This is a genomic window from Runella sp., from assembly GCF_965279615.1.
GTDB lineage: Bacteria > Bacteroidota > Bacteroidia > Cytophagales > Spirosomataceae > Runella.
Genome location: NZ_OZ257252.1, coordinates 4408976 through 4421826, shown reverse-complemented (window position 1 = coordinate 4421826; position 12851 = coordinate 4408976). Strand labels below are relative to the sequence as shown.

The window sequence follows — 12851 nt, the reverse complement described above, 5'->3', positions numbered from 1 at the left end:
GAGTCGCTAACTTTTGATTCTTAGTTTCTTAAACAACCAGGCCTTTTCAACCTCAACCACTTCGGCGGGTTGCAAGGACTCCAATTTAATGTCTTCAATGGCCCATCGCACTAATCGTAACGTAGGAAACCCCACGGCAGCCGTCATTCTGCGCACCTGACGATTTTTGCCTTCATGAAGTGTCAGCGCTATCCAACTTGTAGGGATGTTTTGACGGACACGAATAGGAGGGTTGCGGGGGGGGAATGGTGGTTCATTGACCAACATCATTACTTTGGCCGGAAGTGTTTGGTGAGGTTTACCGTCAATCGAAATTTTCACTCCTTTTTGAAGTTCTTCACAAGCTGTATCGGTAATTTGTCCATCTACCTGTACAAAATAAGTACGTTGGTGCCTGAATTTTGGATTAAGCAAGCGGTTATTCAGAAAAGAATCATTGGTCAATAAAAGCAATCCTTCACTATCCGCATCTAAACGGCCGACGGGATACACATCTTTTGAAAAATCAAATGACAGATCGGCCAACGTGGGCTTATCTCCCTCACGTGAAAACTGTGAGAGCATCCCAAACGGTTTGTAAATAAGGAAATAACGATGTTGCACGTTTAAAAATATAAAATTGCCGAATCCGGGATTTAATATTTCCCGGGTTCAGTAACGAATAATTTAAGGCTGATTTCAGATCTTTTCAATAACGATTGCCGAAGCGCCACCGCCGCCGTTACAAATCGCCGCAAGGCCGTATTTTCCTCCTTTTTGAGTTAATACATTTTGAAGGGTGACAATGATTCGTGCTCCCGAACAGCCCAAAGGATGCCCCAACGAAACGCCGCCGCCAAATACGTTGACCTGTTCGTGCGAAACGCCCATCTCTTTCATAAAAGCCATTGTAACCACCGCAAACGCTTCGTTGACTTCAAAATAATCAATTTGATTGGTTGCAAGACCTGCTCTTTTGAGGGCTTTGGGAGCTGCTACGGTAGGTGCCGTCGTAAACCATTCCGGTTCATGCTCGGCGTCGGCAAATGATACGATACGGGCCAAGGGCGTAATACCCAATTCTTTTACTTTGCGTTCGCTCATTAAGATCAACGCCGCCGCTCCGTCGTTGATGGTGGAAGCGTTTGCGGCTGTTACAGTGCCGTCTTTGCCAAAGGCAGGTCGCAACGTGGGAATTTTATCAAACTTAACGTTCTTATATTCTTCATCCTGCGTCACCACAATGGCATCGCCTTTTCGTTGAGGTACTTCTACTGAAATGACTTCTTTGTCAAAATAACCGGCGTTCCATGCTTCGGCGCTGCGTTGGTACGAAGCAATGGCAAAAGCGTCCTGCTCTTCGCGCGAAAAGCCGTATTTGGTGGCAGTAGCATCGGCACATACACCCATTGCCATACCGCCGTAAGCATCTACCAATCCATCTTTTGCCAAGCCGTCGATAAATGTACCATTGCCGTAGCCATAGCCGCCAAAACGGGCTTTATCTAAATAAAAAGGAACGTTTGACATGCTTTCCATTCCTCCCGCCACCACAATATCGGCGTGACCCAGTAAGATGTCCTGAGCGCCCATCATGACGGATTTCATGCCCGAAGCGCATACTTTATTGACGGTAGTGCAGGTGGCGTATCTACTGAGTCCGCCAAAAATAGCCGCTTGGCGCGCAGGTGCCTGACCTAAATTGGCAGAAAGCACATTGCCCATGTAAACAGCTTCTACCAATTGCGGGTCGAGGGGTAAAGTAGCCAGCGCGCCGCGAATGGCAGCGGCTCCTAATTGAGTTGCTGAAAGTCCTGATAAAGCGCCGCCAAAACTACCGATGGGTGTTCGAACAGCAGAAACTATATAAACGGATTGCATTAGTGTTGATGCGTTGAAGCGATTTTGGAATGATTATTACTGCCTGATTTTTGAAAACGAAGAACCAAAGGTAAAGGTTTTTCAGTTTAATCAATATGTCTAAAACTTACTATTGGCTGGGCGTCTTTTTTGTTTTTTTTGCGGCATTTTGCTTTGCACTCAAGGGAATATTTATCAAACTGGCGTATCGCTACGAGATAGATACTATTTCGCTCCTTACGCTTCGGATGGGAATTGCGCTTCCGTTTTACCTGTTTTTTGCTTTTCGCGTTTCTTCCAAAGAAAACAATGTTCGATTGAATATGCGTGAGTGGGCGTGGGTAGCGGGTTTGGGAGTTATCGGCTATTATATCTCCAGCTATTTTAATTTTTTTGGACTCAACTACATAAGCGCGGGCCTGGAACGTATTCTGCTTTTCATTTATCCCACATTTGTTTTGCTCATCAACGCCGTTTTTTTGAAAAAAAAGGTGACGAAAGTGCAGCTAATGGCGTTAGGATTGACTTATTCGGGTATTTTGTTGGCGTTCCTGCAAAACATTGAGCCGGGACAGCAGAAAAACGTAGCATTGGGCGCTTTTTGGGTCATTCTGAGCGGACTAACGTATTCGTTATTTTTGGTAGGAGGCGACAGAGTTATTCCGAAGGTAGGAACGCAGAAATTTACCGTTTACGCGATGATCGCTGCCACAATTCCCATTGTCATTCATTGCTTTGCGGTTAATCGATTACAGATTTGGCAGTACCCACCTCAAGTATATTGGATCGGACTTTGCATGGCGATTTTCGTAACCGTTTTACCCACTTTTGCCATCACCGAAGGAATTAAACGAGTAGGTTCAGGCAATGCTTCCATTATTGCCGGTATTGGCCCCATTTTCACCATTTTTCTGGCAACGGGTATTTTAGGGGAAACTATTGCCCCACTTCAAATTCTCGGAACACTTCTGGTGTTGTTGGGTGTATTTTTAATTAGCTGGAAAGGAAAGAAATAACAAGTCGATTAGGTATAAATAAGCTATAAGAATTATTTGTCGGCTGTTTGACCCCATCCGGGGTCACATGTTTGTAGAAATCGGGTTATTATTTATAAGCATATGACCCCGGATGGGGTCAAACAGCCGACAAATAATTTAAACTAATTTTGAGCAGGTACTTAAATGCCATAGGCCGAAACATAGTTTCGGCCTATGGCATTTATAATTTTTGTCAATTTATTTACTGGCTCCAACTTGTCGGTGTACGATCCCAGCGGTGCCCTTTCAGGCTTTCAATCAAGGCGGAATCCAACGCTTTGCCGTCGGAAGAAGCCATGTTTGCTTCTACATTCCGAATCTTACGCATGCCCGGAATGGTTGTTGCCACGTCGGGATTATTCAGAATGAACCGCAGCGCCATTTCAGGCATGTTCATTCCTGATGGAATCAGTGGCCGAAGCGCGTCAGCGTGTTCAACACTCGAATTGAGGTTTTCGGGTACAAAGTACGTAGCGCGCCAATCGTTCGACGGGAAGGTGGTTTCTTTGGTCAACGTTCCGGTCAGGGTGCCTTCATCGAACGGAACGCGGGCAATGACTGCCACATCCAACTCACGGCACAGCGGAAACAAGTTATCTTCCGGTGCTTGGTCAAAAATATTATAAATAACCTGTACGGCTGAAATAAGACCTGTTTTGAGCGTATTCAACACATTATCCGGTTCCCAACGATTTACGCTTATACCCCAATGCTGCACTTTTCCGTCGCGGGTGAGTTGTTCAATCGCTTTTTGCCATTCTTCGTGTTGTGCCCAATCGTCTTCCCAAACGTGAAACTGTTGTAGATCAATGGTTTCTACACCCAAATTATGGAGGCTTTTTTCTGTATACTCAATAATATGCGATGCCGGGAAGCATTCTTCCAAAGGATATTCAGGTTTAGACGGCCATTTGAAGTTTTTTGGCGGAATTTTGGTAGCGATGTATAAACGTTTGCCGGAATTGCGTTTTACCAATTCTCCAAGGGTGCGCTCGCTTTGTCCGGCGCCATATCCCCAGGCGGTATCAAAGAAATTACAGCCAAGTTCAACCGAACGGTCAAGGGCGGCATTGTATTCATTTTCTTCGGAGCCGGTCCATCCTGCCAGCCCCCACATTCCATAACCGATTTCGCTAACCTGCCAATCAGTTCTTCCAAATCTTCTATATTGCATTGTGTTGGTATGATATTTTTACAGATAAAAGTACTGTATATTGTGGTATTACTTTGATAAGCATGTTGTTTTCCAAAATAATTAAAATAGCCCTTTACATATTCGGCGCATTGGTGGTTCTGATGGGAGGTGTATTGGTTTGGGCTTATCAATACCGCGACGATGCTTTTCAGTACATTTTGAAACAGGCAAATCAAAACGTAAATGGCCAATTTACGGCCAAAGATTTTGGTTTTACTCCTTTTGCCAACGGATTTGGATTCACTTTCTCCCTTTTTGATGTTCATTTGCAGGATACCGCCTATGCTCGCCATCATACAGAACTTCTTTCGCTCCAAAAACTTACGATTCAAATAGACGCAAAAAGCCTTTTTAAAAAAGAATTTCAGGTCAAATCGGTCTGTTTTACCGAGGGTAAGATTGATATTTTCGTTGATAAAAATGGGTACAGCAATCTCAGTATTTTTCAGTCGCGGGATACGTCAACTGCAAATAAGAAGAAAGACCCCACTGCTATCAATAATTTATTGAGAAACCTACACGATGTATGTATAAAAAATGTGTCTTTTTCACTGCAAAATTTCCCCAAAAATCAGCGTATTGCCTTTAAGGCAGAAGAGTTGACCAATAATGTACATTTGAGAGATACGCTTTGGGAAATGGACCTGGAAGGAGAAGTTTATTTTGAAGGATTGGCATTTAATAAAAAGCGCGGTGCGTTTCTGGAAAATAAGCCGGCTGAGCTGGATATGAATCTGACGTTTAGTTCCCAAACATCTTTTCTGCGGGTGTTTCCTTCCAAGGTCAAAGTAGATGATGATACCTTTGAACTTAAAGGCAGTTTTGATTTAGCTCCTGAAGGGCATGCACGCCTTGAGATCAAAACCGACACCATCAATGCTGCACGCGCACTTACGATCGTTCCCAAACGATTAGCTGACAGAATCAGCCAATTCAAGATTTTACCCGTTGTCACGGCCACCGTTCGGATGGATGCACCGTTATTTCGGCGTGCAGACCCTGCGGTTTCCATTGATTTTCAGACCAAAGCATTTAATTATGAAAGCCCCATCGGACCTATCACAGATGTAATGGCAACAGGTCATTTTACGAATCAGGCAAATCCGGATTTACCCACAAGCGATAAAAATTCGCGGATTTCAGCCAAGGAGATCACCGGTCTATTTTATGGAAGTGTACCGTTAAACACCGTTTTTACCGTTACTGATTTTGAGGAACCTTTCCTTTCCATGGAAGGAAATTTTAAGGCCCAACTGGTTCAGTTGAATGGCTTGTTTGACGAAAACCATTTTAAGTTAAATGCCGGAAAAGCGGTTGTCAGTTATTGCTATAACGGTAAGATGAATCCCATCTTTAATGATAAAACGAATAAACTCAACGGCAAACTTGATGGTCATGCTAAGCTTGAAAATGCTGCATTTACCTACTTTCCGCAAAAAATGACCTTCAATCGTATGTACAGTTCTATACGGTTCAATGAAAAAAATGTGGATGTATCTTACCTGCATTTCAACCACCGCCGCAATCAGATCCGTATCAGTGGAAAAGTAACGGGACTCTTGCCTTACGCTTTTAATTCTTCGGAAAAGGTGGATGGATACATTGCTTTATATACTCCCGATTGGGGGTTGGACTGGATTCGTGACTATCATAGACCATCAACTCAAAAAAATCAAAAATTCTTCACTAAGCTGATCGCTAAAATCGCGGCGCAACTTGAACTTGATGCGGTAGTAATTGCTAAAAAGGTTCACTACCGTAAGTTTGAAGCTGAGAATGTAAAAGGAAGAATTCATTTCAGCGACCGGGCCATAAAATGTGAGGACGTTAAAATGCATGCATTTGGAGGTGACTTTTTGGTAACGGGCGGTATTGATAATTTTGATCAACCTGTTCATCGTTTATATGCCAAGGGCAAGGTAACTCATGCCGATGTCAAAAAAGTTTTTTATGCCTTTGAGAATTTTGGCCAAAACACAATTTCAGACCGTAATCTAAGCGGAGAGATCAGCACAGATTTTGCCTACAGCAGCCAACTGACTTCAGCCTTTAAACTTGTTCCTGCCAGCATGACCGGACGCCTTGCGTTTGAACTGTCGAAAGGAGAGTTGAATCATTTTGAACCGATCAAACGAATTCAGCGCATATTTTTCCGAAGAAGAGACTTTGACAATGTGCGATTTGAGAATTTAAAAAATCAATTTGTGCTTCAGGGCGAGGAGTTAAACATGGAACAAATGAAAGTGGCTTCCAGCGTTTTGACCTTTTTTGTGGGGGGTACTTATAGTTTCAGAGACAAAACTGATTTGTTGGTGCAGGTACCGCTCAGCAATCTTAAACGAGACGTCAATGATACTGTAAATCATAACTTGAGTGGAAATAATCTGGTTATCAGAGCTCTGGATGAAAAAGGAGAGATAAAACTGAAATACCAACTCGACTGGCGTAAAAAGACAAGACGTAATAATCGCTCCGATTCATTACTTGTAAATTAAGTCAAATCTCATTTGCTCATTATTTGGCTTATTTAGGAGAATTGTGTTAACAATTTCTTAACATACACCTCAAAAGTTTACTTTACCTTTGCCTCCAAAACCTAACTTAGTAATCCTAAAAAGTAGGTAGTTCACGTTGATATAACCCTTTAAGTACCAAAACGGAAGGTGAAAACGGTGAACGGTAAACTATAAACTACGAACTCCTCATGTTTGGCTTAGAAACAGACATTTTTATTCTTCTCTGTATTTGCATTTTATGCGCCTGTGCTTTCGAATTTGTCAATGGTTTTCACGATACCGCCAATGCCGTAGCAACGGTTATCTACACTAATTCTCTTAACCCTACTACTGCCGTAATTTGGTCGGGTTTTTGTAATTTTTTAGGTGTGATCTTGGGCGGAATTGCCGTAGCGATGGGAATTGTCAACCTTTTACCCGTTGAATTGCTTATTGATCAGAACGTATATCACAGTATTGCAATGGTGCTTTCTTTACTGCTTAGCGCCATCATCTGGAACTTTGGAACGTGGTATTTTGGATTACCCTCGTCCAGTTCGCATACGTTGATCGGCTCTATTCTAGGTGTTGGATTGGCATTCTCAATGATGCCGGAAGCAACAGACGGCGCAGGAGTCAACTGGAGCAAAGCCACTGAAATTTTTGGTTCTTTGTTGTTGTCACCATTGGTAGGATTCAGTTTGGCGGTTACGCTCATGTTTGTTTTACGACGTGCTTTGAGCAAAGAAGCACGCGAGCAGGTATTCAGCGAACCCAAAAAGAATCAGAAACCGCCCATGTGGATTCGGGCCATTTTGATCTTAACCTGTACGGGCGTAAGCTTCTTTCATGGCAACAACGATGGTCAAAAGGGAGTGGGTTTGGTGATGCTGATTTTGATCGGAATTGTGCCGACTTATTTTGCCCTTAATACGCAGTTTGAACCACAATCCTTGAAGCAAAATCTGACAGCTATTGAGCAAACAATTGCCAAAATAGACACCACACTTTTGGGAATTGATGAGAAAAAACAAATCCTTGCCATCAGAAACAGCAGCAAAGACTTGAATACGTTGGCTCAACACAGCACGCAGGGGAAAATAAAGCAAGATGAAAGATTAAATGCTCGTCGTGATATTTTGTTGATCAATAACAACTTAAAAAAATTGACATCAAGTGGCTCGGTAAACTTAAGTGACCAAGACAAAGCAGCCATCAAAGAAAACACAGACGATAAAAAAGGTCTTCGCCGTTTCACGGATTATGCACCTTTTTGGGTTGTTCTCATGATCTCTCTTTCATTAGGTTTGGGTACGATGGTAGGTTGGAAACGAATTGTGGTAACGGTAGGTGAAAAGATCGGCAAATCTCACCTTACCTATGCACAGGGAGCATCGGCCGAGTTGGTAGCCGCCAGTACCATTGGCTTAGCTTCCGGGTTTGGACTTCCTGTAAGTACTACGCACATGCTTTCGTCAGGAATTGCGGGTACGATGGTGGCGAGCAAAGGAATCAAAAACCTTCAGGCCAAAACAGTTCGGAATATTTTACTCGCCTGGGTTTTAACCTTACCGGTATCTATCTTCTTGTCGTTTACCTTATATGTATTCTTTCGCTGGATATTGTAAATCTAAAGCGTTACTATAAACTTCATTTCAGCACCTGATGGAATTTCGACTCCATCAGGTTTTTTTATGCAACATTTGAACACTATTTAGCGTTAAAGTTTAGCAGAAATTAATCATTTTGCTAACTTAGCCGCTTACGCATCGCACCCGACTTATTATGCAAAAGCATACATTCATATCCGGCTTGGCCTTTGTGGGCTTATTGGCCGTTTTAACCGCGTGTAATTCTACACAAGCTATTTTTAAACAGGGAGTTCGCAAGTTTGATAACGGCGAATACAGCCTGGCGATCAAAGATTTACAGACGGCTGCTGCTGCCGGTTATGAGCCCGGCCGTTCCAATTACCTCATTGCTGAATCGTTCCGAATGTCGAATCGGTTTCAGTTAGCCGTTCCGTATTATCAAAAAGCCCTTGAGAATGGTGTAACCAATCCGGAAGCGCCCTTTAACTACGCTTTTGCGCTCAAGGCTGCCGGTCAATATGCTGAAGCGGCTACTCAACTCGAAAAATACATTGCAAGCAACCCGACCAATAAAGTGGCGACGGAGAAAGCTAACCGTGAATTGTACACGCTGAAAGCAATTGACATTATTCAGCAAAAAAAGACCTTTTATTTGGTCAAAAATCTGGGTAAACTTAATACCGCAGGGGCAGAGTTTTCGCCTTTTGTCAAAGATGAAGACCTGATTTTTGCCGCCACCCGCAAAGAAACCCAGTACAAAAACAACGGGATGCCGATGACGGGAATTTATAAAGTAAAATTGGCCGAAAATTACGACGAAACGGGTGGCGAGCCGGAGATTTTCAGCCCGTCCCTGTTTTTAGAAGGGGTGAATGAAGCTAACGTTACGTTTACCAAAGACGGAAAAACCGTTGTGTTTGCTCGTGGAAATACGGGTAAAAAGAAAGGAACAGCTGATGTGGATTTGTACCTGAGCCGTTTTGCAAGCAATAAATGGACCGCGCCGCGCCTGATTCCCGTGAGTGATTCAGCTTCTTGGGACGGCAGCCCTGCTTTCTCTCGCGACGGACGTACGCTTTATTTCTGCTCTAATCGCCCCGGCGGAGTGGGAGGAATAGATATTTATCGGGCCAACATGGATGCCTCGGGGCGTTTCAGCAAGCCTGTAAATATGGGTAAAGACATCAATACGCCAGGCGATGAGATGTTTCCGTATGTAGGACCCGATGCTAAGTTATACTTTGCTTCCGATGGTCATCCGGGTTTAGGGAAATTAGATTTATTTGTTGCTACACGTTCACAGGGTGTTATTAGTATTGAGAATCTTGGCGCTCCCATCAACTCCCGCTTTGATGATTTCGGATTGGTATATGCCGACGATGATATGAAATACGGTTTCTTCTCTTCCAATCGGGAAGGAGGAAAAGGCGATGACGATATTTACACGTTTGAAGATGAAAGCGTAGGCTTGGATTCTACCCAAATTGCAGAACTTGAGAAGTTGCCTTTGGATGACCCACGCCGCAAAACTGTTGGCAAGCCAGAGCCGCCCAAAATCGTAAATTACTATTTGGGAGGTACTGTGGCATCCAATGAAACACCGTCAGCTTTGCTCGACTCTGCCATTGTGAAAATATACGAAGTCAGTGCCGATAGTTTGGTAGGACAGGGAGTATCGAAAGGCGGTGGTATTTTTGGAACATTCCCGTTGGAAGAAGGAAAAGATTATGCGCTTTTGGTTGAAAAGAAGGGATATATCACCAAACGAGAGTCGTTTACGATGGCAGGTAAAGGAATTCCGCAGATTTTCCGTAAAAAGCTGACAATGGATACTACCTTCTACGTAGCGCTTAAATTAGATCGTCTGGCGTTGAACAAAACGTTTGTGTTGGAAAACATTTATTATGACCTTAACAAGTTTAATATCAGACCTGATGCAGCGGTTGAATTGGATAAGTTAGTACAGATTCTAACTGATAATCCAACCGTAAATATTGAGCTAAGTTCTCACACGGATGCTCGCGATACCGACTCTTATAACAAGAAACTTTCTCAAAATCGGGCGCAGTCGGCGGTAGATTATATTGCTTCCAAAGGAATAGCCCGCGAGCGAATGGTCGCCAAAGGATATGGTGAAACACAGTTGGTGATCAAAGACGCCAAAACAGAAGAAGAGCACCAGAAAAACCGCCGTACTGAATTTACGATTTTGAGCTATTAGTGCCGGTTGGTTTGTAGCAAAACTTCAGATTTATAGTTGTAGAGACGCATCATGATGCGTCTCTACGTTTTTTTACGCTTTTCAAACATGATCTTGGCAAAAGTTTTTTCAGGATGTATTTCGTTAAATAGGATGGCTTCCTGTACTATCTCTAAAAAACCTTCTTCAATTTCTTTAAACTCCTGAAGGTTACGAACCGTAATTCCCCGAATCAGTTTCCGGCCTTTATCTTCCAAAAGACCTTGCTCATTTGACAATACAAACCCCTTCACAAAGCAAATCTCAACCCCCTTCGTTTTGTGTATTTTGCCGAAATAGCATACATAATCTTGGCACATATAAAAAGGAAGGCTGTTGTACATGAACCGTTCACGCATTTTCGGATCAGCTACAAGCAACAATTGTCGTACATATTGTAGCAATTGCCTGATCTCAGGGGTTTGATGAGCGAAAAAATCGTCGATGTCTGAATACTGAACCATGACGTTAGAAGACTTTTTTGGATTGAATTCGGTAAGCGTTAAGAATAGCCAGTAACGCTACGCCCACGTCGGCAAAAACGGCTTCCCAAAGATTTGCAACACCGCCTGCGCCCAGCGCCATTACCGCTATTTTGACGCCCATTGCTAAAATAATATTTTGCCAAACAACTTGCTTTGTGAGTTTGCCGATTTTGATAGCAGCAACGATTTTGGAAGGTTGGTCATTCTGAATCACAATATCGGCAGTTTCGATAGTAGCATCTGAGCCTAAACCGCCCATCGCAATGCCGGCATCGGCCAGAGCAACAACGGGCGCATCATTTACGCCATCGCCAACAAACGCGATTTTTTTACCTGCGTTTTTAAGCTCCTGCACTTTTTGTACTTTATCCTCAGGAAGTAAGTCACCATAAGCTTTTGAAATATGAAGTTGATCGGCGACTTTCTGAACCACCGCTGACTTATCGCCCGATAACATGACCGTTTCGATACCCAATGCTTTTAAATCAGCAATGGCTTTGGCAGCGTCTTCTTTTACTTCGTCGGCAATGGTGAGATAGCCGGCGTATTTATTGTCAATCGCCACGACTACGATGGTATCTATGATCTGTTCGAGTTCGGCAGGATACGGAATGTTGAATTTTCGGAGCAATTTTAAATTGCCGCACAAAACGGTTTTTCCATTCACAATTCCTTTTAAACCGTGCCCGGCAATCTCTTCTGCCTTTTCTGCTTTGGTCTCAGATGTTTTGCCTATTTGCGCTTGGGCATAGTCCACTACGGCTTTGGCAATAGGGTGCGTTGAGGCGCTTTCGATAGCCGCGACTATTTGAATAAATTCTTTTTTGTCAAGGCTTGTGTTTACCTCCTGAACTTTAAAAACACCTTTGGTGAGGGTGCCTGTTTTATCCGAAACGACGGTGTTTAATCCTGTCATTACATCCAAAAAATTGGAGCCCTTCACTAAGATTCCGTGACGGGAAGCCAACCCGATTCCTCCAAAATAACCCAGCGGTATCGAAACTGTCAACGCGCACGGACACGCAATCACCAGAAAGACCATGCCCCGATACAGCCACTCGTTGAATTGATAAGAATCAACAAAAAAGTACGGCAGAAAGATGACCGCCAATGCCAGAAAAAATACAATGGGTGTATATATCTTGGCGAAACGACTGATAAACAATTGCGTAGGTGCTTTACGAGCCGTAGCATCCTGCACCATTGCGAGAATACGCGACAATTTAGAGTCTTTGAACGCCGTTGAAACTTTCATCTCAATGACTGTATCCAGGTTGATCATTCCTGCCAGCACTATGTCGTCGGCACGTTTGGTGTCAGGTCTGGATTCTCCCGTTAATGCGGCGGTATTAAAGCTTGCTTTTTCGGTTAAAAGCGTACCGTCAAGCGCTATTTTTTCACCCGATTTTACCACAATCGTTTCTCCAATGGCTACTTTTGAAGGATGAACAACCTGTTGATTTCCATTGCGTAAAACGGTCACAGCATCGGGACGAACGTCCAACAATGCTTTAATGGAGCGTTTGGAGCGATTGACGGCCAAGTCTTGGAATAACTCACCGATCTCATAAAAAATCATCACGGCGACGCCTTCGCTGTATTCACCAATGTAAAAAGCACCCAACGTGGCAATAGACATTAACGTAAATTCATTAAAAAAATCACCGCGCCGCACTGAGCGAAAAGCCCGTTCGAGGGTAGGATAACCCGCTAACAGATAAGCAACCAACATCAATCCTATCTCAATAGGTTTGATCACTTTGATAGAAAATACATAAACGGTTACTATAAATCCAATCAGGATCGTTAGGCTCAGCCATAATCGCCAACGGCTTTTCAGAAGGCTTTTTTCTACAGAATGTGGGTGGCTATGTTCGTGGTCATGTTCATGTTCATGACCGACATTTGTTTTGTCAGCAACATCTTGAGAAATATGGGTATGACCTGCTTCGGTATTTTTCATAATTAA

At 43.3% G+C, this 12851-nt stretch carries 9 protein-coding genes; 4 read left to right on the top strand and 5 right to left on the bottom strand.

The window, feature by feature from the left end; genetic code table 11:
• Positions 1-6: 6 nt before the first annotated feature.
• Both ACQY73_RS18875 and ACQY73_RS18870 read right to left on the bottom strand, forming a co-directional pair.
• Complete coding sequence (locus ACQY73_RS18875; RefSeq protein WP_428668499.1) at positions 7-564, bottom strand: pseudouridine synthase; 558 nt, start codon at positions 562-564, stop codon at positions 7-9.
• 114 nt (positions 565-678) lie between these two features.
• Positions 679-1860, bottom strand: a complete 1182-nt coding sequence (locus tag ACQY73_RS18870; protein ID WP_428653732.1) for an acetyl-CoA C-acyltransferase — start codon at positions 1858-1860, stop codon at positions 679-681.
• Between the two features lie 95 nt (positions 1861-1955).
• Here ACQY73_RS18870 and ACQY73_RS18865 point away from each other — a divergent pair, with 95 nt between their 5' ends.
• Positions 1956-2855, top strand: coding sequence for a DMT family transporter (locus tag ACQY73_RS18865; protein ID WP_428653730.1), 900 nt, complete (start codon positions 1956-1958; stop codon positions 2853-2855).
• 223 nt (positions 2856-3078) lie between these two features.
• Here ACQY73_RS18865 and ACQY73_RS18860 read toward each other — a convergent pair whose 3' ends face one another.
• The gene (locus ACQY73_RS18860; protein WP_428653728.1) at positions 3079-4050 is read right to left on the bottom strand and encodes an aldo/keto reductase; all 972 of its coding nucleotides are present in this window, start codon (positions 4048-4050) and stop codon (positions 3079-3081) included.
• Between the two features lie 62 nt (positions 4051-4112).
• Here ACQY73_RS18860 and ACQY73_RS18855 point away from each other — a divergent pair, with 62 nt between their 5' ends.
• The 3 genes from ACQY73_RS18855 (at position 4113) to ACQY73_RS18845 (ending at position 10379) form a co-directional block, all read left to right on the top strand.
• Positions 4113-6566: an AsmA-like C-terminal region-containing protein gene (locus ACQY73_RS18855; protein WP_428653726.1), complete on the top strand. Its 2454-nt coding sequence runs from the start codon at positions 4113-4115 to the stop codon at positions 6564-6566.
• A 209-nt stretch (positions 6567-6775) separates the two neighbouring features.
• Positions 6776-8194: an inorganic phosphate transporter gene (locus ACQY73_RS18850; RefSeq protein WP_428653724.1), complete on the top strand. Its 1419-nt coding sequence runs from the start codon at positions 6776-6778 to the stop codon at positions 8192-8194.
• Between the two features lie 157 nt (positions 8195-8351).
• A complete protein-coding gene (locus ACQY73_RS18845) occupies positions 8352-10379 on the top strand; it encodes an OmpA family protein (protein WP_428653722.1) in 2028 nt (675 codons plus the stop codon).
• Positions 10380-10441: 62 nt separating this feature from the next.
• Here ACQY73_RS18845 and ACQY73_RS18840 read toward each other — a convergent pair whose 3' ends face one another.
• Together ACQY73_RS18840 and ACQY73_RS18835 are read right to left on the bottom strand one after the other, a co-directional pair.
• Positions 10442-10861, bottom strand: a complete 420-nt coding sequence (locus ACQY73_RS18840) for a DUF1801 domain-containing protein (protein ID WP_428653720.1) — start codon at positions 10859-10861, stop codon at positions 10442-10444.
• 4 nt (positions 10862-10865) lie between these two features.
• Entirely contained in the window at positions 10866-12845 is a 1980-nt protein-coding gene (locus tag ACQY73_RS18835; protein WP_428653718.1) for a heavy metal translocating P-type ATPase, read from the bottom strand.
• Positions 12846-12851 lie beyond the last annotated feature (6 nt).

What these genes read in the sequence shown, in the direction of transcription:
- ACQY73_RS18875 (WP_428668499.1), bottom strand. Translation starts at nt 564, where the DNA reads ATGCTCTCACAGTTTTCACGTGAGGGAGATAAGCCCACGTTGGCCGAT.
- ACQY73_RS18850 (WP_428653724.1), top strand. Translation starts at nt 6,776, where the DNA reads ATGTTTGGCTTAGAAACAGACATTTTTATTCTTCTCTGTATTTGCATT.
- ACQY73_RS18840 (WP_428653720.1), bottom strand. Translation starts at nt 10,861, where the DNA reads ATGGTTCAGTATTCAGACATCGACGATTTTTTCGCTCATCAAACCCCT.
- ACQY73_RS18870 (WP_428653732.1), bottom strand. Translation starts at nt 1,860, where the DNA reads ATGCAATCCGTTTATATAGTTTCTGCTGTTCGAACACCCATCGGTAGT.
- ACQY73_RS18855 (WP_428653726.1), top strand. Translation starts at nt 4,113, where the DNA reads ATGTTGTTTTCCAAAATAATTAAAATAGCCCTTTACATATTCGGCGCA.
- ACQY73_RS18845 (WP_428653722.1), top strand. Translation starts at nt 8,352, where the DNA reads ATGCAAAAGCATACATTCATATCCGGCTTGGCCTTTGTGGGCTTATTG.
- ACQY73_RS18835 (WP_428653718.1), bottom strand. Translation starts at nt 12,845, where the DNA reads ATGAAAAATACCGAAGCAGGTCATACCCATATTTCTCAAGATGTTGCT.
- ACQY73_RS18865 (WP_428653730.1), top strand. Translation starts at nt 1,956, where the DNA reads ATGTCTAAAACTTACTATTGGCTGGGCGTCTTTTTTGTTTTTTTTGCG.
- ACQY73_RS18860 (WP_428653728.1), bottom strand. Translation starts at nt 4,050, where the DNA reads ATGCAATATAGAAGATTTGGAAGAACTGATTGGCAGGTTAGCGAAATC.